The organism is Devosia naphthalenivorans (genome assembly GCF_003056355.1).
GTDB lineage: Bacteria > Pseudomonadota > Alphaproteobacteria > Rhizobiales > Devosiaceae > Devosia > Devosia naphthalenivorans.
The window spans coordinates 65,166-87,995 of record NZ_PYVW01000012.1 but is presented as its reverse complement, the minus strand read 5'-3'; the positions used below and the strand labels follow the sequence as shown (position 1 = coordinate 87,995).

Sequence of the window (22,830 nt, the reverse complement as noted above, 5' to 3'; positions counted from 1 at the left end):
CAACAGGAACAGGGCGAAAGCATGGACACTGCTGCCCCGGACAGCCTGATCAACATCCGCCACCGCATTACAGCGGCGCAAAGGCGCTTCGGCGCGCCTCCCCAAGTGGTGGAACTTGTGGCCGTATCCAAGACCTTTCCGGTCGAGGCGATCGAGCCGTTCCTCGCCGCAGGGCAGCGCGTCTTTGGCGAAAACCGGGTGCAGGAGGCGCAAGCCAAGTGGCCGGAGCTGCGGGCCCGCTACAGCGATGTCGAACTCCACCTGATTGGTCCGTTGCAAACCAACAAGGCGCGCGACGCGGTGGAATTGTTCGACGTGATCCAGACCGTGGATCGCGACAAGCTGGCCGGTGTGCTGGCGGTTGAGATGGCGCGCCTTGGGCGGCGCCTGCCGTGCTTTGTCCAGGTCAATATCGGGATGGAGACACAAAAGGCCGGCATTCCACCCGCGGAGGCCGTGGCATTCGTCGAGCGCTGCCGTACGGTGCACCAGCTCGAGATTGCCGGGCTGATGTGCATTCCGCCTGATGGCGTGCCTCCAGGACCCTATTTTGCCCATCTGGCGGAGCTGGCCAAGGCAGCGAATGCCTCCCAATTGTCCATGGGGATGAGCGGCGATTTCGAGACGGCCATCGCCATGGGTGCGACCTATGTTCGCGTTGGCTCGGCGCTATTTGGCGGCCGACCGGCAATCCCCTGATAGATTTGCGCTTTTGAGAGAGGACGTAAGGCCCGCTGCAACTTGTTGCCCCTATTCATCGTTCCTTTCCGAGATAACCTGTTGTGACGCGCTGGCCTTAAGTTAGTCTAGTTGCGTAGGCAGGCTCGGTGGTGCTGCAGACGACCGGAGAGAAATAATGAACAAGAGACGCATCCTGCTCGTGGACGACGATGCAGACCTGCGCCAAACCCTGGTCGAACAACTCGAAACCGAGGACGAGTTCGACATCCTGCAGGCTGGCACGGCCAACGATGCCTTGAAGGCCACGCGAGAAAAGAACGTTGATCTTATGATCCTCGACGTCGGCTTGCCCGACATGGATGGGCGTGAGGCTGTCAAGGTGTTGCGCAACGAAGGCTTCAAGAGCCCGATCCTGATGTTGACCGGCCACGATACCGACGCGGACCAGATCCAGGGGCTCGAATCCGGCGCCAATGACTATCTGACCAAGCCCTTCCGGTTCCCGGTGCTGCTTGCTCGCATCAATGCGGCGCTGCGCCAGCATGACCAGAGCGAGGACGTGGTGTTTACCATCGGGCCCTACAGCTTCCAGCCTTCGGCCAAGATCCTTGAGACCAATGATGGCAACAAGGTTCGCCTGACCGACAAGGAAACCTCCATTCTCAAATATCTCTATCGGCAGGGACCCAAGACCATCACGCGCGATGTCTTGCTCAAGGAAGTGTGGGGCTACAACAACCGCGTTACCACCCATACGCTTGAAACCCACATCTATCGGCTGCGCCAGAAGATCGAGCGTGACCCCTCCAATGCGCGGCTCCTGGTTACCGAAGAAGGCGGCTATCGTCTGGTCCCCTAAATATCCCAAGGGAATGGGTACAAATCGTTGCAAAATGGCCTATAGGATGAAGCGGCTTCGCCTTGGCGTGGCCGATGTGCATCCAGGTAGGATTGATGATCAGGGATCTTGCAGCCGAAGCGCTCGCGCAGGCTGAATTCTTCGATATTTGCGACGACGAGCAGCGGCGCATGCTGGCCTTTGCCGGCGATCAGCGACACTTCGATCCCGATGCCGTGCTGTACAAGGCCGGTGACGTGCCACAGGGCGCATTCGTGCTCATGAGCGGCACCCTTAAGGCTCAGCCACAAGGCGGTGGCAAGCCCACGACAGTATCCGCGCCGGGTAGTGTCGTATCTGCCATGGCGCTGATCCTCGCCAAGCCAAGACCCGTCACCATCACCGCGGTGACGGACACCCAGACGCTATTCGTGCCGCGCACGGCGTTTTTGAAGCTGATTCAGCAGTCGCCCGACTTCGCGCACCGCGCAATCGAGCGCGTCCAGCAGGATATCGGCAACTATCTCGGCGCGCTGCAGCCTGTCAGCCAGAAGATGAAGGCCGAGTAAGGGTCCAAGCCCTCATGGTGAGCCTGTCGAACCGCAGGGGCGTGTTCTCATCGTGCCACGACCTCGTCCTTCGACAGGCTCAGGATGAGGTCTACTGATGCAGGGTCACTGGACTTAGGGGCGCTAAACTCCAGCGAAGCGGGCGATGACCGGTACGTGGTCGCTCGGCTTGTCGGTCCAGCCGCGGGCGGGCTTGATGATCTCGGCGCCGATGCAGTGTTCGGCGATGTCGCGCGTGGCCCAGATATGGTCGAGCCGGCGGCCGCGATCCGAGGCTTCCCAATCGATGCCGCGATAGCTCCACCAGGAATAGATTTTCTGGTCATAGGGGACGTGCTTGCGCACGAGGTCGGTCCAGCCATGCCCGCCGTTCAGGATTGCATCGAGCGCCTGCGTCTCGGCCGGCGTGTGGCTGACGACCTTGAGCAATTGCTTGTGGCTCCACACATCGTTTTCATGCGGCGCGACATTGAAATCGCCGGCGATCAAATGGCCGCGCTCGAATGAGGCTTCACTGAACCAGCTGGTCAGCTCGCTCAAAAAACCCATCTTGTGCTTGAACTTGGGATTGATCTCTGTATCGGGCTCGTCGCCACCCGCCGGAATATAGAAATTGTGGACCGTCAGGGGGCCGCGGCCGAAATCCAGTACCGCCGACACATGTCGGGATTCGGGGATTTCGCAGAACACGCGGCTCGAAATATCGGTCAGCGGGAACTTCGAAACGATGGCTACCCCATGGTAGCCCTTCTGGCCGTGTACCGCCTGATGCGGGTAGCCTGCCTCGGTAAATGCGTTGGCCGGGAATTGGTCATTGGTGCACTTGATTTCCTGCAGCATCAGCACGTCGGGCTGATACTGGCGCAGGAAGTCGAGGACCATCGGCAGCCGAAGCCGAACCGAATTGATGTTCCAGGTAACGATGGAAGCGGACATGTTTACCCTTTGGCTGGCGACGATGTTCTTATCGTCAAGAGAGCGCCCAAGGTAAAGCCGGAAATGGCATAAACCTGACCTCGGCGCCCCAGCGTTTCACGTGAATCCATCAGCCCAGCAAAAAGCCCGGCCTTCTGCAAGGCCGGGCTCGATAAACTCAAATGCTGCAGAACTTATTCTGCCTTGGGCGCCTCATCGGCAGCGGCGGCCTGTTCGGCTGCAGCAGCCGCTGCTGCGGCTTCCGCGTCCTTGGCGGCCTGCTCAGCGGCAAAAGCCTCGGCAGCAGCAACCTTCTCGGCCTCGCGGGCTTCACGGGCAGCCAGGGCTGCGGTGCGCTCGCCGGCTTCTATCTTCTTGGTGCGCGAGTTGGTCGATTCGAAAATACGAGCCGACTTACCGCGACGATCGCGCAGATAGTACAGCTTGGCGCGACGCACCTTGCCGCGCTTGAGCACTTCGATCGAAGCGACGTTCGGCGAATAGAGCGGGAACACGCGTTCCACGCCTTCACCATAGGAAATCTTGCGGACGGTGAAGCTGGAGGTAATGCCGCCGCCATTCATGGCGATCACGACGCCTTCATAGGCCTGCAGGCGTTCCTTCTCGCCTTCACGGATCTTGACCCACACCTTGATGGTGTCGCCATGGGTGAATTCGGGAAGTTCGCGCTTGGCGGCGAGAGCAGCAACCTGCTCGGCCTCGATCTGTTCGATGATATTGGTCATAGCGATTCCGTTCTGAATCTTTTCAAAGGAGCGTCTGTTCGGTCCCCGAAGGGATCGAGCGCCCGGTCTTGGTTGGTAACGGAGGTGGTCGTCTTTTTATTGGTGCGGCCCGGGTCCGATTAGCCCGTGACTGCGATAGTGGCGCGGCTATAGGCGAAAACGCCCCGGGAGTCTAGTGTTTCGGACAGTTTTATGACTTCTGCGGCGGCAGCAAGTCCGGCCGGCGCTTGGCGGTGAGCGCCAGGCTCTGCTCGGCCCGCCATCTGGCGATCTTGCCGTGGTCGCCCGAGGTCAGCACCGGTGGGATTTCGGCACCCTCGAAGTTTTGAGGGCGGGTATATTGCGGGTATTCCAGCAACCCGTTTTCAAAGCTCTCATCGGCATGGCTGTCAGCACCGCCGAGGACGCCTGGAATCAGCCGAACGACAGCTTCCAGCAGCACCATCGCGGCCACTTCGCCGCCAGCCAGCACGTAATCGCCGATGGAAATTTCCTCGAGCCCACGGCCATCGATGACGCGTTGGTCGACACCTTCGAAACGTCCGCACACGATGACCGCCCCCGGACCCAGCGCCAATTCGCGCGCTCGGCTCTGCGTCAGCGGCTTGCCGCGGGGGGACATCAGGATACGCGGCCGTGCATCCCCTGCGGGCGACACCGTATCGATGGCCCGGGCCAGAATATCGGGCTTGAGCACCATGCCGGCGCCACCACCGGACGGCGTGTCGTCAACCGTGCGGTGCCGGTCGGTCGCAATGTCGCGCAACTGGATCGCCTCGAGCGACCACAGCCCGTCCGCCATGCCCCGCCCCAGCACGGATGCGCCGAGCGGCCCGGGGAAGAGTTCGGGAAACAGCGTGATGATCGAGGCGGAAAAGCTCAATCGGGCTCTTCCTCGCCCTCGGGGGCTTCCAGTGGCGCCACGATCACAAGGTAGCCCTCGGCTATCCTTATTGTCGGCACCACGGCCTTGGTGAATGGATAGAGGTAGGTGTCGCCGCTCTGCGCGTTGCGCACTTCGATCAGGTCGCCAGCCCCAAAATTGGGTAGGGCAGACACTGTGCCGATCACCACGCCACTATCGAGGCGCGCCTCTAGGCCAAGCAGGTCTGCGTGATAGAAATCGTCTTCGTCCTCGGGGTCGGGCAATTTGCTGCGCTCCACGTATAGATTGACACCGTTGAGCTGTTCGGCAGCGGTGCGGTCCGATATGCCCTTGATGTGAGCGACGACAACATTCTTGTGCAGGCGCACTTTGGACAGCGTGACGACCAGCCCATCCCGATCGGTGGCCAAGGGACCGTAGGACGCAATGGCTTCGGGGTCCTGGGTGTGCGTGGCGATGCGGACCTGGCCCTTGATGCCGTGTGCGGCACCGATGGTGCCCAAAAGAATGAGATTGCTGCTTGGGGTCGTCATGCTGGCTCCGGCTAGTCACTGCTGCTCATAGCAGGCAGCGCGCGGCTTGGGAATTGATCCGCCTCGGAACCCATTCGCTGGCAGGCGATTATCCGGCTAGAGTTTCCAAGGAGTTCAGCCATGGCCAGAATATTGACGTCACATGAGGAGATCCGCCAATGGGCGACTGCCCGGGGCGGCAATCCGATGATGCTCGATACTCCGGATGTGCACGAGGACCGCGTCCTGCTGCAGATCACCTTTGGCCAGCACGCCCTCAATGCCGAGCGCAATGAAGGCCCGGATAACCCGCTGACCGGCGGCTGGACGCTTTCCGGCTGGGACGAATGGCTCGAGCAGCTGGAGAAGAACGGGCTGGCACTTAAGGTCAATGACGATCAGCCGGGCGTGCTCGACAATGATTTCCACTTCGTGCCGCGCGAGGGCAACAGCGAAGAGCAGACCACCAACGCGGCCCGCCAGCCCGCCAATATCTCGATCAAAACACCCGGCAAGGACGACCGTTCGGCGCCCGATCCGACCTAGTCGTTGTCGGCTGCCGCCTCGATGGCTTCCATGTCATCGTCGGAAAAGCCGAAATGGTGACCCAGTTCGTGGATCAGCACGTGGGTGACGACTTCGCCGAGCGTGTTGTCGTCGTTCTCGGCCCAGTAGTCGAGGATGGCGCGGCGATAGAGGAACACGGTATTGGGCAATTGCCCGGTCTGGGGGACGGCGCCGTCTTCGGTCAGCCCGATGCCGGAGAAAAGTCCCATAAGCTCGAACGGGCTTTCCATGCCGAAGCCTTCGAGCACATCGTCTTCGGCGAAGTCGGCAACCGTGCAGGTCACATCGGCAGCTAGCGAGCGGAACGGCTCGGGGAGTTCCCGCAGGGCCTTGGTCGCCAGCGCCTCGATGTCATCGAGGGTGGGCGCGAACCGCGCCCCCCAATCGTTCTGGCTTACTGCCACTCGCGGATATCGACGAAATGGCCAGCAATCGCGGCAGCGGCAGCCATGGCGGGCGATACCAGATGGGTGCGGCCCTTGAAGCCCTGGCGGCCTTCGAAGTTGCGGTTGGAGGTCGAAGCGCAACGTTCCTGCGGCTTGAGCTTGTCTGGGTTCATGGCAAGGCACATCGAGCAGCCCGGCTCGCGCCATTCAAAGCCTGCATTGAGGAAGATCGTATGCAAGCCTTCGGCCTCGGCCTGATCCTTGACCAGCCCGGAGCCGGGCACGACCATGGCGCTGACGGTGGAAGCGACCTTGCGGTCCCCAATTACGGCGGCGGCAGCGCGCAGGTCTTCGATACGGCCATTGGTGCAGGAGCCGATGAATACGCGATCGACCGCGATCTCGGTGATCGGGGTGCCGGGCTTGAGGCCCATATAATCAAGGGCCCGCCACTTGGACGCGCGCTTGTTCTCGTCGGCAATGTCGTCGGGATTAGGCACTGCGCCGGTCACGGTGATTACGTCCTCGGGGGAGGAACCCCAGGAGACGATGGGCGGAAGCTTGGCGGCATCAAGGATGACCACCTTGTCGTAAACCGCGCCTTCATCCGTGTAGAGCGTCTTCCAGTAATCGACGGCCATGTCGAATGCTTCGCCCTTGGGCGCGCGGGGGCGGTCCTTCACATAGGCAAAGGTCTTTTCGTCGGGCGCGATCAGGCCAGCGCGGGCGCCGCCTTCGATGGTCATGTTGCAGACCGTCATGCGGCCTTCCATGGAGAGCGAACGGATCGCTTCGCCGGCAAATTCGATGACGTGGCCATTGCCGCCGGCGGTGCCGATCTCGCCGATGATGGCAAGAATAATGTCCTTGGCTGTTACGTGTGGTGGCAGCTGGCCGTCCACACGCACCAGCATGTTCTTGGCCTTTTGCTGGATGAGCGTCTGCGTCGCCAGCACATGTTCCACTTCGGACGTGCCGATGCCATGCGCCAGGGCGCCGAAAGCGCCGTGGGTCGATGTATGGCTGTCACCGCAAACAATGGTCATGCCGGGCAGGGTAAAACCCTGTTCGGGTCCAACGATGTGCACGATGCCCTGGCGCTTGTCGAAGGGGTCGAAATATTCGACGCCGAAATCCCTGGTGTTTTCGGCCAGAGCCGCGATCTGGATGGCGCTTTCGGGGTCCGGATTGGGCAGGGAGCGATCGGTGGTGGGCACGTTGTGGTCGACAACGGCCAGGGTGCGCTCGGGGTGGCGCACCTTGCGGTTGTTCATGCGCAGGCCCTCGAAGGCCTGGGGGCTGGTCACTTCGTGCACGAGATGCCGGTCGATATAAATGAGGGACGTGCCGTCCTCATTGTTCTGGACCAGATGGTCGTCCCAGATCTTGTCGTAAAGCGTGCGGGCCTTGGTCATGTCTATGTTCCGGCAGGAAGAGTTTGGAGTCGTTCTAAGCCACAGACAGCAAATGGGTCAAGTTAAACCGTACTCATGGGTACGGTTATTCGATCTCGACCCAGCCGGGCCCCTCCTGCCGAACCCCAGTCAGTGCCGGAAGTGGCGCATGCCAGTCATCACCATGGCGATACCGGCTGCGTCTGCTGCGGCGATCACTTCATCGTCGCGCATCGACCCGCCGGGCTGGATCACGGCCGTCGCACCCGCTGCAACCAAGGCTTCAAGCCCATCGGCAAAGGGGAAAAACGCGTCCGAAGCCACCACCGAGCCTTGCGTCAGCGCATCGGTGAGACCAGCCGCCCCGGCCGCATCGATGGACTTGCGATGGGCGACCCGTGCCGAATCCACCCGGGACATCTGTCCCGCGCCGATGCCGGCCGTCGCGCCGTCCTTGACGTAGATGATGGCGTTGGACTTGACGTGCTTGGCCACCTTGGCGGCCAGCTTGAGGTCCGTCAGTTCATGTTCCGTCGGCTGGCGCTTGGTCACCACCTTGAGTTCGCAATCGTCGACATTGCGGTTGTCGCGGCCTTGTACCAAGAGGCCCCCCGCAACGGATTTGACCTGCAGCCCCTCGGCCTTTGCGTCGGCCAGCCCGCCGGTCAGCAGCAGGCGCAGATTCTTCTTGGCCGCGATGATGTCCTGGGCTTCCGGTGTCGCGGAAGGCGCGACGATCACTTCGGTGAAGACCTTGACGATCTCGGTGGCGGTGTCGGCATCGATCTCGCGGTTGGTGGCGACAATGCCGCCAAAGGCCGAAACCGGATCGGTGCGCAGCGCCCGGAGGTAAGCGGTCTTGAGATCGCCCGCTACGGCGACGCCACACGGATTGGCGTGCTTGATGATGGCGACTGCGGCGCTTTCAGCGGGGTCGAATTCGCTGACCAGTTCGAACGCGGCATCGGTGTCGTTGATGTTGTTGTAGCTCAGCGTCTTGCCCTGCACCTGACGCGCGGTTGCAACGCCGGGGCGGTTCTCCCCGGTCTTGTAGAAGGCGGCCCATTGATGCGGGTTCTCGCCGTAGCGCATGACTTCGCTCAGCGTGCCAGCAAAGCTGCGATAGGTCACATCGGCAAAGTCGATCTCACGAGCGAACCAGCTTGAAATAGCACTGTCATAGGCTGCGGTGCGGGCATAGGCCTTGGCCGCCAGTTTCTGGCGCAGCTCGAACGGGATGCCGCCGGCCTTGATGGCCTCGAGAATGGCCGGGTAATCGGCGGGGTCGACCACCACCGTAACATAGGCGTGGTTCTTGGCCGCCGAGCGCACCATGGCCGGGCCGCCGATATCGATGTTCTCGATGATGTCGTCGTAGCCAGCGCCCGAGGCGACAGTCTTCTCGAAGGGATAAAGATTCACAACCACGAGGTCGATCGCACCGATCTCATGCTCGTCCATGGAAGCGGCGTGCTCGGGCTTGTCGCGCACCGCCAGCAGGCCACCATGCACCTTGGGGTGCAGCGTCTTGACGCGGCCATCCATCATTTCGGGAAAACCCGTCAGGTCAGCGATTTCGCGCACGGGAAGCCCGGAATCCTTGATCAGCTTGTGGGTGCCGCCGGTAGAAACCAGCTCGACCCCGGCCTCCGAGAGACCTTTGGCGAACTCAGCCATGCCGGCCTTATCGAATACCGAAAGCAGCGCCCGCCCGACCTTGACTGTCTTGCTCATCTGGGTTTTCCGCGTGTTTGTGAGTGGTCCGCGCTCGCTAGCATGAACCCGCCAGCGCGGCTAGTTCTGTTCCAGCGTAAAGATCCAGGCAATCTCGCGATCGGCCGCGACTTCGGTCTCCAGCACCAGTTGGCGCGTCTTGTGGAAGCCGACATAGGCCGATTGGCGCACGCTTTCCTCGTCGCGGAAATCGGCGCCCTCCCAAAGAAAGCTCCAGACCGCACCGTTCGGCAGCACCAGCCGCACGATATCCTCATTGTTGTTGCGCCGCACCAGCACGCCCGGCGCCAGATGGAACCGCGCCGAGAGGATGCCTTTGGGGCTTCCGTGCCCGATCAAGCGATCCTGGCCAACCAGGGTCGTGCCGCCCGAAAGCAGTGTCACGCGGCGTTCGATATCAACTCCGAACTGCCTGGCATACCCACCGCTGGTCATGGTGAGCAGATGGTCGTGTGCGTCGAGCTCCACCTGTGGCTTGCCTGACCCAGCCAGATCTTCCGCATCGATGGTGGGCCCGGAATGCGCCACGCCTTGCTGGAACAGCGCCTTGCTCTGCGGCAGGTCGGACGGAGCGGGCCCGCAGGAGCCAAAGATCAGCTCGCTGCCATGGGAAAATTCGAGCGCAAGGGCGCTGGCATGAAGCTCCCCATCCAGCCCTGGTGGAGGCAGGAGTCCCGTATCGGCGATCACCACCGCATCGCCATCACGCAGGATGCCATAGCCGCCCAGCAGCATGGACCGCCGCTTGCGGCTGGGGCCATTGGACTGGATGGCGATCAGCACGTCATGGGGCAAATGCCCGGTGCCGTTGAAGAATACCGGCTCACCGCTCGACAGCGTCAGCGCATCGAGGCTTTCGTGCATGCGGTCGATCTGGGCGGCAAGTTCATTGGCCGCCTCGGACTTGCTGGCGCTGGCGACGCCGCGCACGCTCAACAATTCCACCAGCAATTGCAGCTGCACTTTGGGGCTGCGCGAGAGGTGCATGCCGTTGTCGTCGAGCTGGCTGGCGAGCAATCTGTTGAGCCGCTCCACCTTGCCGGGCACATCGGTCTTGTCGTCCTGCTCGCAATGTTCGGCGCCCAGCACGGCAATGGCGGCAAATAGCGAATCCGTCGGCTCGCTCGCCAATGGCCCGCGAATCTTGAGGCTTTGCACCTGGGTGCCGATGACGCGCTGGATGGTTTTGGCCTGTTCGGGCGTCGCGCCTTCGAGCAGCAGGGGCAGGTGGCGCAGCCAGTTGAGCACGCGCTGCGCCGTCAGCTGCACGGTCCAGCTATCGCTCTCGAACTTGCCTTCGCGGCCGATCCAGTCGAGCACCAGGGTGCGGGCGAAGCGGCGCTCGCCATTGTCGGTTACGTCGCGGAAATGGCGCAGCCAGGAAAAACCGTGCAGATTCAACCACCAATCGAGGTGTTCGACGTCGACAGAAAAGGGAGAGGTGCCGCCGGTTTCAACCAGCTTGCTGGCGAGCAGGTAGCGGCCCGACATCATGTCGCGCACGGCGTCGCGGTCTGCGGGGCGGAATTCGGGGAGGTCGCCGGCAAAGGCGTCGTCGGCCAGGCTCCGCCAGGTCCAGCGTAGCAGGGGCAGCGTTACCGAAGCGTCGGCAAAGCGGTAGGCAGCACGCTGCAATTTGTGGCGAGCACGCTTCAGCATTGCTCTGGTCTTGCAGCACGCCCGACCCTGGCGTGCTTCCCTGTTTGCTTGCTCTTCAACGCCACATACCTTTGCTGGGCCGCCTTCCCCCCGAAAGACGCCGAATCGGCACTGTAGTCTGACGCGGTCTTAAAGCTGCCGGTGAAAATGCGATTTCCACCTATTCGCATCATGACTTACTGCCGGCGAAAACGCGCTACAAAAAATCCATCCATGCCGCCGTCGCGTCCGCCAGGCATCATGCCGGGATGGGTGCGCACCAGTCCGCGCGATGAAACTGCCTGCTCAAGCCCGGTCAATTCACCTGGTTCGATTGGCCAGAGCTTGAGGCCGGGCAGATGCTCCAGCGCCCAATCGACCTGTTCCTCGCCCTCGGCAGGTTCAAGCGAGCAGACGCAATAGATCAGCACGCCACCTGCATCGACGCAGCGGAAGGCGTTGGTCAGAAGCGCGCGCTGCAGCCGCATGCGGCCGGCCACGTCGCCGGATGAACGATGCCAGATCACCTCTGGATGGCGGCGGAACGTTCCGGTGGCCGAACAGGGGGCGTCGAGCAGCACGCCGTCATAGGGGGATCCGGGAGCATAGGTGCCGGCATCGCCGACGATGATCTCGGCCTTGTAGTCGAGCCGTTCGAGATTGCCCTTGAGCCGCTCCACGCGCTTGGGGTCGCTGTCCAGTGCCGTCACCAGGTGACCGGCCTTGATCAATTGTGCCGTCTTGCCACCGGGGGCGGCGCACAGGTCGAGCACCCGCTTGCCCGGCGTCAGACCCAGGAGGCGCGCCGGAATGGCTGATGCGGCATCCTGCACCCACCAGCGGCCTTCAGCATAGCCGGGCAGGGCCTCTACTGGCCGGTCCCGCTGTTCGATGCGCACGGTATCGGCGATCACCGGCTCGGCACTCAATTGGTCGATCAGTTCGGCGTCGTCGTTCTTGAGGGTCAGATCGAGCGGCGCGCCGGCGAGCAGGGCGTCGGAGAAACCGGAAATGGCTTCCTCGCCATAGGCTTCCAGCCAGGTATCGCCAAAAGTTTCGGGAATCAGCAGATCATCGCTCAGCATGCCGAATTTGGCCGAATTGGCCTGGGCATTGCGCAAGACGGCGTTCATCAATCCGCTCAAATGGCGTGCCTTGGGATCGCGCTTGGTGGCTTCTACCGCCAGGAACAGCGCCGAATGGGCGCCAAGATCGGGCAGGAACACCAGCTGGGCGAGGGACAGCCGCAGCACGGCTTCGAAGGTGCCGGACTTACCGGGCATGCCCTTTTCGAGCAGCGCGTGAATAATGAAGTTGAGCTGGCCCTGGCGGCGCAGGGCCGTGGTGATCAACCTGTTGGCCAGCGCACGATCGCGCCCGTCGGGCAGATCGCTTGCGGTCAGGGGCGAGAAGTTTTCGCCCGCCAGAACAGATTTCAGCCGCTGTGCAGCAACGAGGCGGAGCTTGAGCCCCGCCGGATCAGGTTTGTTCGCCACGCTTCTTTTTTATCCCCAGGGACCGCGTTGTCCGCCGTCCTCGTCGGTCCGTCCGACGGTCGGCACGCGCCAGCCACCGCCGATGTCGCGACCGGTCGTGGTCGGGGTAGGGCGAGGCTGAGGCCTTTTGCCCTTATCGTCCACCTGCATCGATGCTGCAAGCTTGCGCAGCGCTGCGATGCGATTGCCAGTATCAGGGTGGGTGGAAAAGAGGTTGTCCATGCGCGCGCCCGACAGGGGATTGATGATGTACATATGCGCCATGGCGGGGTTGCGTTCAGCCGCGACGTTGACTTGCCGCCGGGCGAGTTGCGCGATCTTTTGCAGGGCAGAAGCCAGCGCCAACGGGTCGCTCGAAATTTCGGCGCCGTCTTTGTCTGCTTCGTATTCACGGGTGCGGCTCACCGCCATCTGCACGATCATGGCGGCAACGGGCGCGAGAAACATCATCAGCAGCGCGCCAATGCCGCCCAGCGGATTGTCGCGGTTATTGCCGCCGCCAAAGAACAGCCCAAACTGCGCCAGCGCCGAAATTGCGCCGGCAAAGGTCGCGGTGATGGTCATGATCAGGGTATCGCGCGAGCGGATATGGGCCAGCTCGTGCGCCACCACGGCGGCGACTTCGCGGGTATCGAGATATTTGAGCAGCCCGCTCGATACCGCAACGGCGGCGTTCTGCGGATTGCGGCCGGTGGCAAAGGCATTGGGCTGGTCGGACTGGATCACATAAACCGCAGGGGTCGGGATTCCGGCCTTGCGCGACAGCACGTCGACCATGTCATAGAGTTCGGGGACGCGTGAGCGCTCGACGGGCACGGCGTTCTGCATGCGCAGCACCAGCTTGTCGGAGTTCCAATAGCTGAAGAGATTGGTGAGCAGCGCAAAAACGAAGGCGATCATCATGCCGCTGGTGCCGCCGATGAAATAGCCGACAACCATGAACAGCGCCGTCAGCGCTGCAAGTAGAACGGTGGTGCGGAATGTGTTGAACATCAGGAGCCCTTGGGTTCGCGTTGTTAGGCAATTATGTTGTGATCCCAAGGGTTCCATGCAAGCGCATGACCAAATGGTAATCTGGAGTGATGTCCATGAGCGAGCAAAGCGAAGACGAAGCACCGCGGCCGCCACTGAGCGACGCTGCCAGGCGGGCGCTGGCCGAGGCGGAGGCACGCCGTCGGGAGATCGATGCCAAGGGCGCGTTCGCGCCGAAGGAAGAAGGCGGGCGTGGGGGGCTCGAGCCGGTGCGTTATGGGGATTGGGAGATTAAAGGGCTGACGAGTGATTTTTGAGGGTTATTGCGCCACATCCTGAGCGTTCGATAAGTTCGGGATGTTGAAGGATGTGGTCGCGGCGCGATTTTGCCACGCCCTCGTGGTTCGACAGGCTCACCATGAGGGCTGCTGCCAGTCGTGTGTCTCTACAGCGTACGGCTCCATCGTCCCCTCGCCCCTTAGGGGAGAGGGTAGCGCCGCCAGGAGTGTGAGCGACGTGGCAAAGCTGGGGTGAGGGGTGCGATGCTGGGATATCACCTCGTTGCAGCATCGCACCCCTCACCCGGCGCTACGCGCCGACCTCTCCCCTGAGGGGCGAGGTGATCAGAAAGGCGAGGGGCGGGGTGACTCGAGGTTTAGCCTCGCGCCTTTTTGATCGCCGGCAACAATTCCGCCTCGATCGCCTTGGGCGTCAGCGGGCCTACATGCTTGAAGGTGATGACGCCTTGGGCATCCACGACGAAGGTCTCGGGCACGCCGTACACGCCCCAGTCGATCGAAACACGACGGTCCCGATCGGCGCCGACTGCGTCATAGGGATTGCCCAGTTCAGCCAGAAACGCCCGCGCATTTTCCGGCGCATCGGACTGGTTGATGCCAAAGAGGCGCACGCCTGTCACGTCCTTGAGGGCCACCAGCAGGGGATGTTCGTCGCGGCAGGGGATGCACCAGCTGGCAAAGACATTGACCACCGTCACTTCGCCCTTGAGCGCGGCGGTGTCGAAGCCTGGAACGCCAAGCTCGGGCACTGCGGCCATGGTGAAGGCCGGCGCCGGCTTGTCGATCAGGACGGAGCGGACCAGATTGGGGTCGCGATTGATCGAGAGGGCAAACACCGCCACCAGCGCCACCAGCGCGATCAGCGGCAGGCCGAACAGCACATAGCGCATCATTTGGCGGACCGGCTGGCTTCAAGGGCCGCGAGCTTTTTCGCCGTGTTGCGGGCGTCGATCAGGGTCCAGCCGATCAGGCCCGCTACGCCAAGCGCCACGCCTAGATAGGCCCAGATGATGAAAACCGCATGTGGCCCCAGATCGATCACGATGATGCCCCCTGCGCAGCCTTGCGTTGCAGGGTCACAACGCGGCGGCGCTTGATCTCGGTGTGCATGGCTTTGAGGTGCAGTGTCAGAAACAGCAATGTAAACGCGACAAACATCACCATCAGCGGCGTCAGGATCGAGCCGGGCATGCGTGGTCCATCGGCCCGGAAGACGCTGGCGGGTTGATGCAGCGTCGACCACCAATCGACGGAAAACTTGATGATGGGAATGTTGATGGCCCCCACGAGCGTGAACACCGCGATGATCCGTGCGGCGCGCAACTGGTCATCAAAGGCGCGCCACAGCGCGACGATGCCCAGATAGATGAACAGCAGCACCAAGGTCGAGGTCATCCGCCCGTCCCATTCCCAGAACGTGCCCCAGGTTGGCCGGCCCCACAGCGCGCCGGTGAACAGCGCCAGCGCCGTGAAGAGGGCGCCCAGAGGGGCGGCGGCCTTCATCGATACATCGGCCAGTGGATGGCGCCACACCAGCGTGCCCAGCGCCGACACGGCCATGATGCCGTAGACGAACTGGGAGAGCCAGGCATTGGGCACGTGGACATACATGATGCGCACGGTATCGCCCATCTGGTAGTCCTCGGGCGAAGCGAAGAAGGCGAACCACAGACCCACCACGAACAGAACGGCGGTAAGCGCGGTCAGCGGCCACAGCAGGGGTCTCGTCCAGGCGACGAACTGCCCCGGGTGGGCGATCCGGTTCCACCAGCTTTGCTTGGGGGCTGTGTCTATGCTCATGGGCCTAAATTCACCATTGAGGGTTGGGGCAACCCACTGGGTAATTCCCGCGAAAGCGGGAACCTCCGTTTTCTTCGTGCATCCGCCAACAGAGGTTCCCGCTTTCGCGGGAATGACCCGGTAGCATATTGCGCATCATCAGAACGTCCATGGCTCTAATCTTCAGCCGAACTTATCGCAAGGGCGGCGGCGAAGGGAGCCAAAGCCGCTGCCATGAGGCTCAATGCCGCAAGAAACAGCAGCGCCGCGCTCGATTGCGTAGCCGTGATGGCGCCGACGCCGAAGATCAGCACGGGTATGGAGAGCGGCGCAATCAGGATGGGGGCAATCAGCCCCCCGCGCCGGATCGACACGGTTACGGCGGCGCCGATGGCCCCGAACGCCGCCAGGGCAGGGGTGCCCAGGAGGAGCGACAGAACCGTCCGCCAGAACGCGTCTCCTTCCATTGCCAGCAACACCGTCAGTACGGGTGAAGCGAGGATCAGCGGGACGGCGGAGACCAGCCAATGGGCAATCACTTTTGCGGCAATGGCAGCACTCAGGGGCAGGTCGGCATGGCGCAACAGCGTCAGCGTGCCGTCCTCATAGTCGGGGCGGAACAGCCGGTCGAGCCCCAGCAGCATTGCCAAAAACGCCGCGATCCAGACAATGCCGGGCGCGATCCGCTCCAGCAGCGCCTTGTCGGGCCCTACGGCAAACGGAACGATGGCCCCGACGATCACGAAGAACAGCACCAGCGTCAGCACGTCCCCGCCGCCGCGCAGTGCCAACCGCAATTCGCGGCCCAACATGGCGGCGAAAGCGTTCAAGCCTCTGCTCCAAGCAGTAGAGTGTGGAGACGGCCGGGGCCGGGCAGGGTGATGGGGTCGTGCGTGGCGGCGATGGCGAGACCGCCCACGCCCAGGTGCCGGTCGATCAGCTTCGAGACCAGCTCGTGCCCGGCCGCATCAAGCGCCGCGGTCGGTTCATCTAACAGCCACAGCGGCCGCAGGCTCACCAGCAAGCGTGCGAGGGCCAGGCGCCGTGTCTGCCCGGCCGAGAGATAACCGGCGTCCAGATCCCGCAATTTGCCCAGGCCCACTTCCGCCAGCGCTGCATCGGCGGCTATCCCGGTTGGGCCGTTCATGCTGCGCCAGAATTCGAGATTTTCCCGGACCGACAGCCGTGGTTTGACCGCATTGCGATGGCCGCAATAGTGCAGCATGGGGCTATCGTCATCTGACCCCTGCAGCGCGAACGATCCCTCCAGCGGCGAAACGATCCCGGCAAGGGTCAACAGCAGCGTCGTCTTGCCGGTGCCGTTTGGCCCGCGCAGCAGCATGCACTGACCGGGCTCCACCGAAAATGTCAGATCACGGGAAAGCGCCATGCCTCCGCGTCCGCAGGCAAGGCCTTCGGCGCGCAATGCCAGCGGGGGAAAGACTTGCCGATCGGTCATGACCCCTTCTCGTATTGAACGAAAGGTCGGGCTGGCAAGCCCCATCGTTGTTCTCTATAAGCCCTTGTAGATTGGATTCATTCCAGGAAAGGCAGCGCTGTTGAGCGGTTTACGGGGGTTTCCCCGGGCCGGCGCGCCGCCGCAACCGACAAGATTAGGGCGGAACACCATGACCTCGGTAAACAGCTTCAACGCGAAATCGACCCTTACGGTCGGCAGCAAGACCTATACCTATTATTCCATCGCAGAAGCCGAAAAGAACGGCCTCACCGGCGCGTCCTCGCTGCCGCACTCGATGAAGGTGGTGCTGGAAAACCTGCTGCGCTTCGAGGACAACCGCACCGTGCACCGCGAGGATATCCTGGCTGTCGCCGAGTGGCTCAAGACGCGCACCTCCGAGCACGAGATCTCCTATCGCCCGGCTCGCGTGCTGATGCAGGATTTCACCGGCGTTCCCGCCGTGGTCGATCTGGCCGCCATGCGCGACGCCACTGCCAAGCTCGGCGCCAATCCGCAGAAGATCAATCCGCTGGTGCCCGTCGATCTGGTGATCGACCACTCCGTGATGGTCGACAGCTTCGGCTCGCCCCTCTCGTTCGGCCAGAACGTCGAACTCGAATATGAGCGCAATGGCGAGCGCTATGAATTCCTGCGCTGGGGCCAGTCGGCGTTCGACAATTTCCGCGTCGTTCCGCCCGGCACCGGCATCTGCCACCAGGTGAACCTCGAATATCTGGCCCAGACCGTCTGGACCAAGGACGAGAACGGGGAAACCGTCGCCTATCCCGATACGCTGGTTGGTACTGACTCCCACACCACCATGGTCAACGGCCTGGCCGTGCTGGGTTGGGGCGTTGGCGGTATCGAGGCGGAAGCGGCCATGCTGGGCCAGCCGATCACCATGCTGATCCCAGAAGTCGTCGGCTTCAAGATGACGGGCCGCATCAACGAAGGCGTCACCGCAACCGATCTGGTGCTGACCGTCACGGAAATGCTGCGCAAGAAGGGCGTGGTCGGCAAGTTCGTGGAGTTCTACGGTCCGGGCCTCGATTATCTCAGCCTCGAAGACCAGGCGACCATCGGCAACATGGCGCCCGAATATGGCGCGACCTGCGGCTATTTCCCGGTCGACAGCGATACGCTGAAATATCTCACGACGTCGGGCCGTGATCCGGAGCGCGTGGCGCTGGTGGAAGCCTATTCCAAGGCCCAGGGCATGTTCCGCGACACCAATTCGCCGGACCCGGTTTTCACCTCGACCCTCGAGCTCGACCTCTCCACCGTCGTTCCCTCGATCTCGGGCCCCAAGCGCCCGCAGGACCGGATTGCGCTCGATAATGCCAAGGAGGCGTTCGCCGCAGCCTTGCCCAAGGAATTCGGCAAGACCGACGAGCCGCAGATCGCGGTCGATGGCCGTGATTTCGCGCTGGGCCATGGCGATGTCGTGATCGCCGCGATCACCTCGTGCACCAATACGTCCAACCCATCCGTACTGGTTGCTGCCGGTCTCGTCGCTCGCAAGGCGCGCGAGTTGGGCCTCAACAGCAAGCCATGGGTCAAGACCTCGCTGGCCCCCGGCTCGCAGGTCGTCACCGATTATCTGACCTCCGCCGGGCTGCAGGACGATCTTGACGCGCTGGGCTTCAATCTTGTCGGCTATGGCTGCACCACCTGCATCGGCAACTCGGGCCCGCTGCCGGCGGAAATCTCCAAGGCGGTGCAGGCCGGTGATCTGGTTGCAGCTTCGGTGCTGTCGGGCAACCGCAACTTCGAGGGCCGCGTCAATTCCGACGTGAAGGCCAACTTCCTGGCGTCCCCGCCGCTGGTCGTGGCTTATGCCATCGCCGGCTCGATGAAGATCGACATCACCACCGAACCGCTCGGCACATCAAAGGACGGCAAGCCGGTCTATCTTCGGGATATCTGGCCCACCAACCACGAGATCGCCGAGATCGTGCGCCAGCACGTCACCAAGGAAATGTTCCAGGGCCGCTATTCCGACGTCTTCAAGGGCGACGAAAACTGGCAGGGCATCCAGATCGAAGGTGGCGAGACCTATGGCTGGAACTCGTCCTCGACCTATGTGCAGAACCCGCCCTATTTCGAAGGCATGTCGATGGAGCCCAAGCCCATCACCAATGTCGCCGGCGCCAAGGTCCTCGCACTGTTCCTTGATTCCATCACCACCGATCACATCTCCCCGGCCGGCTCGTTCAAGGCTTCGACGCCTGCCGGCAAGTACCTCGAAGAGCGCCAGGTCGCCCCGCGTGACTTCAACTCCTATGGCGCCCGTCGCGGCAACCATGAAGTGATGATGCGCGGCACCTTCGCCAATATCCGCATCAAGAACCAGATGCTCCCCGGCGTCGAGGGTGGTTACACCAAGGGCCCCGATGGATCGCAGATGCCGATCTACGATGCAGCCATGGCCTATCAGAGCCAGAACACGCCGCTGGTGATCTTTGCCGGCAAGGAATACGGCACCGGCTCCTCGCGTGACTGGGCGGCCAAGGGCACGAACCTGCTCGGCGTGCGCGCCGTGATCGCCCAGAGCTTTGAGCGTATCCACCGCTCGAACCTGGTCGGCATGGGCGTCATCCCGCTGCAGTTCAAGGAAGGCGAGAGCTGGCAGACCCTGGGCCTCGACGGCACCGAAACCATCGACATCGAGGGCGTGACCGAGATCACCCCGCGCGCCCAGGTCACCGTCAAGATCACCCGCGCCGATGGCACGGTGTTGCCGATTGAAACGCTGTGCCGCATCGATACGGCCAATGAGCTCGACTACTACAAAAACGGCGGCATCCTGCACTACGTGCTGCGTAGCCTCGTCGCGGCGTAAAGCCCTTCTGTTGCAAGCGATCAATGGCGGCCCCCGTGGCCGCCATTTTGTTTTGGCGGCGACACAGCTCCGCTAAATCAGACTCTCACCCTCTTTTGACTAGCGGCGCCCGATCACGGCGGCTTACAACTCTGCCCATGACGAAAAGCCCATACTTCCGCATGGCCCTTGGCCTGGTCGCCCTTGGCTTGCTGGCGGCACCCGCCGGCGCCGAGAACATGCGAGCACGCCCCAAGGCCGTGGTCGAACTCTTCACCAGCCAGGGCTGCTCGTCCTGCCCGCCGGCCGATGCGCTGCTGACCGGGCTGGCTCAGGAAGAAGACGTCATCGCCCTGGCCTATCATGTCGATTATTGGGACTATGTGGGCTGGAAGGACACCTTCGCCCATGCCGCCTTTTCGGACCGGCAGCGGGCCTATGCCGAAAGCTGGGGTTCTTCGCGCATCTATACGCCGCAGATGGTGGTCAATGGCCGCAAGGGCGTCGTCGGCTCGCGCCGCAACGACGTGCATCGGGCGCTGGATGGGGTTGCCTTGCCGCTCAAGGTCGACATCACCCGCGAAGAGGACATGCTCAAGATCGCCATTCCGCCCAATGGCGGGCTGGCCGATGCCGTGGTGTGGATGATTACCTATCTCGACCGGGCGGACGTGGCGATCGACAAGGGCGAGAATGCCGGCAAGACCATGGCTTATACGCAGGTGGTCACGGGGCGGCAGGTGTTGGGCATGTGGGAGAGCGCCAGCGGCGCCAATCTCAAGCTGCCCATTCCCGAAGTCCTCGCCGATACCAGCACCGGCATCGCGGTGATCGTGCAGCAGGAGCAGGATGGACTGCCCGGCCCGATCCTGGGCGCGGCAGCGTTCGATCAATAGACACAAAAATCCCGTCCCTGGGGGCAAGGACGGGAGAAGTCTGACTGGTCAACTCAATTGTGGCTGACACCCGGGCTTCAAGGTTTGGGGGCTCGGTAGGCCCGGGTGCCAGTCACTGGAGGCAATGGAGAGAAGCTGACCTCGCATTCTGGCGCGGTGAGGGACAAACTGTGTCCGAATTGGGGTATTTTGTCTTTCCGCAGTGCCACGCTTGCATCATCTGGTAATTGCCGCGATCATGACAGGACGTTGACAACAGGAGGTCATCGGACCGGTGCATAGCCGTAACCCGAACGACAAGGCGGTCAGTCTGGCGCTCGTGCATACCGCGCACGAAGCGCCCCAGCCCGCACCCACCAAAGTGCCGGCCATCGTGGCGTTCGACCGCAGGGAGCTGGCACTCATCCTCAATGTCTATGGCCGCAAGGTCGCCCAAGGCGACTGGCGCGACTATGCGATGGATTTCCTCAAGGAGCGGGCCGTGTTCTCGGTCTATGCGCGCGTTTCGGAGCGCCCGCTGTTTATCATCGAAAAAACCCCACGCTTGCGCAACCGCCAAGGCCAGTATGCGGTCACCAACCAGCAGGGGCGTATTCTGAAGCGCGGGCATGAGCTGAGCCTGGTGCTCCGGGTGCTCGATCCGGATCTGGTTGTGGTGGGGTAGAGCTGGCTTCCGAGTAGACCTGATGGTGAGCCTGTCGAACCATAAGGTCGAGCGAGCGGAGGATTGGGTGCCACGCCCCCGTCCTTCGACAAGCTCAGGATGAGGTCTACTGATGGATCCCTTCTGTGCCACGCCCTAAAGCGCCAGTTGCAGGTGCACGATGTCGTGCCAGCGGTCGAACTTGAAGCCGACCGCTTCGTAGCGCCCGACATGGCGGAAGCCGAATTTTTCGTGGATGGCGATCGAGTTGGCTGTGTCGGCGGTAATCACCGCGATCATCTGGCGGAACCCGAAGGCACGTGACTGCAGCAGCAATTCGGTCAGCAGCGCCTTGCCGATGCCGCGCCCCTTGGCATCCGGGTGCAGGTAGATCGAATCCTCGCAGGTGAAGCGGTAGGCGGCCCGCGGCCGATAGAAGGAGGCATAGGCGTAGCCGATTGTCCTGCCATCCAGTTCCGCCACGATCAGCGGATGCCCCAGCGCGACCAGATGGGCGTACTTCTCGGCGATCGCGGATTCGCTTGGCACTTCGGTATCGAAGGTGATCGCCGTGTTTTCCACGTAGTGCTTGTAGATTGCCGTTATGGCGGGCACGTCGCCCCAATGAAACTGGCGGAGAGAGTAATCGGACACTGGAGGCGCTCGGCAAAAGAAAAGGACCGCAGCTGTTGTAAGCTGCGGTCCCGTTTATCGTCCAACCAATTCGCTGGTTGCTTACTCGCGGTTGCCGAACAGGCGGAGCAGCATCATGAACAGGTTGATGAAGTCGAGGTAGAGGCTCAGCGCGCCCATGATGGCGCCCTTGGCCAGGACTTCGGCGCCATGCGCTTCGTCATAGCCTTCCTTGATCTTCTGGGTGTCATAGGCGGTCAGGCCAACGAAGATCAGCACGCCCACGGCCGAGATGGCAAACTCGAGCATGGAAGACTGCATGAAGATGTTGACGACCGACGCGATGATCAGACCGATCAGCCCCATCATCAGGAAGCTGCCCATCCCCGTCAGGTCACGCTTGGTGGTGTAGCCGTAAAGGCTCATGGCACCGAAGGTGGCGGCGGTGATGAAGAACACCTTGGCGATGGACGCGTCGGTATAAACCAGGAAGATCGAGGAGAGCGACAGGCCCATGATGGCCGCGAAGGCCCAGAAGGTCGCCTGTGCGGCCGGCACGGAAAGCTTGTTGATGCCGAAGCTGAGGACCAGCACGAAGGCCAGCGGCGCCAGCATCACGACCCACTGCAGCGGGCTTGCGAACAGCAGATAACCCCACTGCGTGACATACTGGCCATTGGCCAGCTGGCCTACGGCAGCATCGGGGTTGGTGGTGATGGCGGCTGCGGCGGCGAACCAGGCGGCAAGCCCGGTCACCACAAGGCCAATACCCATGTAATTGTAGACGCGCAGCATGTAGCTGCGAAGGCCCTCGTCGATGGCCAAGGCCGAGCCGGCCCGCGCACCGAGGGTCTGACGGTCATATTCAGCCATAGTCGGTTTCCTTTCCCAATTGAAAAGCGATGTATTGCACCGCCGGTGGGCATTGGTTGCCACTTGATCGACAATATGGATTGAGGATCAGTC

At 62.3% G+C, this 22,830-nt stretch carries 25 protein-coding genes; 8 read left to right on the top strand and 17 right to left on the bottom strand.

All coding sequences use genetic code 11. The features are described 5' to 3' along the window. Nucleotides 1-21: 21 nt before the first annotated feature. The 3 genes from C8264_RS14940 to C8264_RS14930 all read left to right on the top strand — a co-directional run bounded on the left by C8264_RS14940 (nt 22) and on the right by C8264_RS14930 (nt 2,088). The gene (locus tag C8264_RS14940) at nt 22-699 is read left to right on the top strand and encodes a YggS family pyridoxal phosphate-dependent enzyme (protein WP_108461771.1); all 678 of its coding nucleotides are present in this window, start codon (nt 22-24) and stop codon (nt 697-699) included. Nucleotides 700-856: 157 nt separating this feature from the next. Further along, nucleotides 857-1,540, top strand: a complete 684-nt coding sequence (locus C8264_RS14935; protein ID WP_108461770.1) for a response regulator transcription factor — start codon at nt 857-859, stop codon at nt 1,538-1,540. Between the two features lie 95 nt (nt 1,541-1,635). After that, entirely contained in the window at nt 1,636-2,088 is a 453-nt protein-coding gene (locus C8264_RS14930; RefSeq protein WP_162783676.1) for a cyclic nucleotide-binding domain-containing protein, read from the top strand. 123 nt (nt 2,089-2,211) lie between these two features. Here the strand turns inward: C8264_RS14930 and C8264_RS14925 are convergent, their stop codons facing one another. The 4 genes from C8264_RS14925 to rimM all read right to left on the bottom strand — a co-directional run bounded on the left by C8264_RS14925 (nt 2,212) and on the right by rimM (nt 5,168). Then, nucleotides 2,212-3,024, bottom strand: coding sequence for an exodeoxyribonuclease III (locus C8264_RS14925; RefSeq protein WP_108461768.1), 813 nt, complete (start codon nt 3,022-3,024; stop codon nt 2,212-2,214). 173 nt (nt 3,025-3,197) lie between these two features. After that, nucleotides 3,198-3,749 carry a 50S ribosomal protein L19 gene (gene rplS, locus C8264_RS14920; protein ID WP_108461767.1) on the bottom strand — a complete coding sequence of 184 codons (552 nt, stop codon included), beginning with the start codon at nt 3,747-3,749 and terminating at the stop codon, nt 3,198-3,200. A gap of 190 nt (nt 3,750-3,939) precedes the next feature. Then, a complete protein-coding gene (gene trmD / locus C8264_RS14915) occupies nt 3,940-4,632 on the bottom strand; it encodes a tRNA (guanosine(37)-N1)-methyltransferase TrmD (RefSeq protein ID WP_108461766.1) in 693 nt (230 codons plus the stop codon). Further along, nucleotides 4,629-5,168, bottom strand: coding sequence for a ribosome maturation factor RimM (gene rimM / locus C8264_RS14910; protein ID WP_108461765.1), 540 nt, complete (start codon nt 5,166-5,168; stop codon nt 4,629-4,631). The genes trmD and rimM overlap by 4 nt, the downstream gene beginning before the upstream one ends. Nucleotides 5,169-5,288: 120 nt before the next feature. On the opposite strand from rimM, the gene C8264_RS14905 reads away from it, so the two are divergent. Then, on the top strand, nt 5,289-5,693 hold the full coding sequence (locus C8264_RS14905) for a hypothetical protein (protein ID WP_162783675.1): 405 nt from the start codon (nt 5,289-5,291) through the stop codon (nt 5,691-5,693). Here the strand turns inward: C8264_RS14905 and C8264_RS14900 are convergent. From C8264_RS14900 to htpX, 6 genes are all read right to left on the bottom strand, one after another. Then, nucleotides 5,690-6,118: a metallopeptidase family protein gene (locus C8264_RS14900; protein WP_108461763.1), complete on the bottom strand. Its 429-nt coding sequence runs from the start codon at nt 6,116-6,118 to the stop codon at nt 5,690-5,692. The two genes, C8264_RS14905 and C8264_RS14900, sit on opposite strands and share 4 nt — an antisense overlap. Beyond that, nucleotides 6,109-7,515 (bottom strand): 3-isopropylmalate dehydratase large subunit, encoded by a 1,407-nt coding sequence (gene leuC / locus C8264_RS14895; RefSeq protein WP_108461762.1) that lies wholly within the window; start codon nt 7,513-7,515, stop codon nt 6,109-6,111. Before leuC ends, C8264_RS14900 begins: the two co-directional genes overlap by 10 nt. 129 nt (nt 7,516-7,644) lie before the next feature. After that, nucleotides 7,645-9,228 (bottom strand): bifunctional phosphoribosylaminoimidazolecarboxamide formyltransferase/IMP cyclohydrolase, encoded by a 1,584-nt coding sequence (gene purH / locus C8264_RS14890; protein WP_108461761.1) that lies wholly within the window; start codon nt 9,226-9,228, stop codon nt 7,645-7,647. Between the two features lie 60 nt (nt 9,229-9,288). Then, entirely contained in the window at nt 9,289-10,887 is a 1,599-nt protein-coding gene (locus C8264_RS14885) for a heparinase II/III family protein (RefSeq protein WP_108461760.1), read from the bottom strand. Between the two features lie 176 nt (nt 10,888-11,063). Next, a complete protein-coding gene (locus C8264_RS14880) occupies nt 11,064-12,362 on the bottom strand; it encodes an RsmB/NOP family class I SAM-dependent RNA methyltransferase (RefSeq protein ID WP_108461759.1) in 1,299 nt (432 codons plus the stop codon). A 9-nt stretch (nt 12,363-12,371) separates the two neighbouring features. Next, a complete protein-coding gene (gene htpX, locus C8264_RS14875; RefSeq protein WP_108461758.1) occupies nt 12,372-13,355 on the bottom strand; it encodes a zinc metalloprotease HtpX in 984 nt (327 codons plus the stop codon). A 95-nt stretch (nt 13,356-13,450) separates the two neighbouring features. Between htpX and C8264_RS14870 the strand changes: the two genes are divergently transcribed. Beyond that, entirely contained in the window at nt 13,451-13,651 is a 201-nt protein-coding gene (locus C8264_RS14870; RefSeq protein ID WP_108461757.1) for a DUF1674 domain-containing protein, read from the top strand. 338 nt (nt 13,652-13,989) lie between these two features. On the opposite strand, the gene C8264_RS14865 is transcribed toward C8264_RS14870, so the two are convergent. The 5 genes from C8264_RS14865 to ccmA form a co-directional block, all read right to left on the bottom strand. Continuing rightward, entirely contained in the window at nt 13,990-14,526 is a 537-nt protein-coding gene (locus tag C8264_RS14865; protein ID WP_205245691.1) for a DsbE family thiol:disulfide interchange protein, read from the bottom strand. Then, complete coding sequence (gene ccmD, locus C8264_RS14860; protein WP_245893237.1) at nt 14,523-14,675, bottom strand: heme exporter protein CcmD; 153 nt, start codon at nt 14,673-14,675, stop codon at nt 14,523-14,525. The genes C8264_RS14865 and ccmD overlap by 4 nt, the downstream gene beginning before the upstream one ends. After that, nucleotides 14,672-15,433, bottom strand: coding sequence for a heme ABC transporter permease (locus C8264_RS14855; protein ID WP_108461756.1), 762 nt, complete (start codon nt 15,431-15,433; stop codon nt 14,672-14,674). Before C8264_RS14855 ends, ccmD begins: the two co-directional genes overlap by 4 nt. A 155-nt stretch (nt 15,434-15,588) precedes the next feature. Next, the gene (ccmB, locus tag C8264_RS14850; RefSeq protein WP_245893236.1) at nt 15,589-16,242 is read right to left on the bottom strand and encodes a heme exporter protein CcmB; all 654 of its coding nucleotides are present in this window, start codon (nt 16,240-16,242) and stop codon (nt 15,589-15,591) included. Continuing rightward, nucleotides 16,239-16,871, bottom strand: coding sequence for a heme ABC exporter ATP-binding protein CcmA (gene ccmA / locus C8264_RS14845; RefSeq protein ID WP_108461755.1), 633 nt, complete (start codon nt 16,869-16,871; stop codon nt 16,239-16,241). The genes ccmB and ccmA overlap by 4 nt, the downstream gene beginning before the upstream one ends. Nucleotides 16,872-17,040: 169 nt before the next feature. Between ccmA and acnA the strand changes: the two genes are divergently transcribed. The 3 genes from acnA (at nt 17,041) to C8264_RS14830 (ending at nt 21,252) form a co-directional block, all read left to right on the top strand. Continuing rightward, on the top strand, nt 17,041-19,713 hold the full coding sequence (gene acnA / locus C8264_RS14840) for an aconitate hydratase AcnA (RefSeq protein WP_108461754.1): 2,673 nt from the start codon (nt 17,041-17,043) through the stop codon (nt 19,711-19,713). Nucleotides 19,714-19,850: 137 nt separating this feature from the next. Continuing rightward, nucleotides 19,851-20,588, top strand: coding sequence for a DUF1223 domain-containing protein (locus C8264_RS14835; RefSeq protein ID WP_108461753.1), 738 nt, complete (start codon nt 19,851-19,853; stop codon nt 20,586-20,588). A gap of 274 nt (nt 20,589-20,862) precedes the next feature. Further along, complete coding sequence (locus C8264_RS14830; RefSeq protein ID WP_342748703.1) at nt 20,863-21,252, top strand: DUF2794 domain-containing protein; 390 nt, start codon at nt 20,863-20,865, stop codon at nt 21,250-21,252. A 135-nt stretch (nt 21,253-21,387) separates the two neighbouring features. Here the strand turns inward: C8264_RS14830 and C8264_RS14825 are convergent, their stop codons facing one another. Together C8264_RS14825 and C8264_RS14820 are read right to left on the bottom strand one after the other, a co-directional pair. Next, a complete protein-coding gene (locus C8264_RS14825; RefSeq protein ID WP_108461752.1) occupies nt 21,388-21,885 on the bottom strand; it encodes a GNAT family N-acetyltransferase in 498 nt (165 codons plus the stop codon). 81 nt (nt 21,886-21,966) lie between these two features. Next, nucleotides 21,967-22,737 (bottom strand): Bax inhibitor-1/YccA family protein, encoded by a 771-nt coding sequence (locus C8264_RS14820; protein ID WP_108461751.1) that lies wholly within the window; start codon nt 22,735-22,737, stop codon nt 21,967-21,969. Nucleotides 22,738-22,830: the final 93 nt, after the last annotated feature.

What these genes read in the sequence shown, in the direction of transcription:
- C8264_RS14940 (WP_108461771.1), top strand. Translation starts at nt 22, where the DNA reads ATGGACACTGCTGCCCCGGACAGCCTGATCAACATCCGCCACCGCATT.
- C8264_RS14935 (WP_108461770.1), top strand. Translation starts at nt 857, where the DNA reads ATGAACAAGAGACGCATCCTGCTCGTGGACGACGATGCAGACCTGCGC.
- C8264_RS14930 (WP_162783676.1), top strand. Translation starts at nt 1,636, where the DNA reads ATGATCAGGGATCTTGCAGCCGAAGCGCTCGCGCAGGCTGAATTCTTC.
- C8264_RS14925 (WP_108461768.1), bottom strand. Translation starts at nt 3,024, where the DNA reads ATGTCCGCTTCCATCGTTACCTGGAACATCAATTCGGTTCGGCTTCGG.
- rplS (WP_108461767.1), bottom strand. Translation starts at nt 3,749, where the DNA reads ATGACCAATATCATCGAACAGATCGAGGCCGAGCAGGTTGCTGCTCTC.
- rimM (WP_108461765.1), bottom strand. Translation starts at nt 5,168, where the DNA reads ATGACGACCCCAAGCAGCAATCTCATTCTTTTGGGCACCATCGGTGCC.
- C8264_RS14905 (WP_162783675.1), top strand. Translation starts at nt 5,289, where the DNA reads ATGGCCAGAATATTGACGTCACATGAGGAGATCCGCCAATGGGCGACT.
- leuC (WP_108461762.1), bottom strand. Translation starts at nt 7,515, where the DNA reads ATGACCAAGGCCCGCACGCTTTACGACAAGATCTGGGACGACCATCTG.
- purH (WP_108461761.1), bottom strand. Translation starts at nt 9,228, where the DNA reads ATGAGCAAGACAGTCAAGGTCGGGCGGGCGCTGCTTTCGGTATTCGAT.
- C8264_RS14885 (WP_108461760.1), bottom strand. Translation starts at nt 10,887, where the DNA reads ATGCTGAAGCGTGCTCGCCACAAATTGCAGCGTGCTGCCTACCGCTTT.
- htpX (WP_108461758.1), bottom strand. Translation starts at nt 13,355, where the DNA reads ATGTTCAACACATTCCGCACCACCGTTCTACTTGCAGCGCTGACGGCG.
- C8264_RS14870 (WP_108461757.1), top strand. Translation starts at nt 13,451, where the DNA reads ATGAGCGAGCAAAGCGAAGACGAAGCACCGCGGCCGCCACTGAGCGAC.
- C8264_RS14865 (WP_205245691.1), bottom strand. Translation starts at nt 14,526, where the DNA reads ATGATGCGCTATGTGCTGTTCGGCCTGCCGCTGATCGCGCTGGTGGCG.
- C8264_RS14855 (WP_108461756.1), bottom strand. Translation starts at nt 15,433, where the DNA reads ATGAGCATAGACACAGCCCCCAAGCAAAGCTGGTGGAACCGGATCGCC.
- ccmA (WP_108461755.1), bottom strand. Translation starts at nt 16,871, where the DNA reads ATGACCGATCGGCAAGTCTTTCCCCCGCTGGCATTGCGCGCCGAAGGC.
- acnA (WP_108461754.1), top strand. Translation starts at nt 17,041, where the DNA reads ATGACCTCGGTAAACAGCTTCAACGCGAAATCGACCCTTACGGTCGGC.
- C8264_RS14835 (WP_108461753.1), top strand. Translation starts at nt 19,851, where the DNA reads ATGACGAAAAGCCCATACTTCCGCATGGCCCTTGGCCTGGTCGCCCTT.
- C8264_RS14820 (WP_108461751.1), bottom strand. Translation starts at nt 22,737, where the DNA reads ATGGCTGAATATGACCGTCAGACCCTCGGTGCGCGGGCCGGCTCGGCC.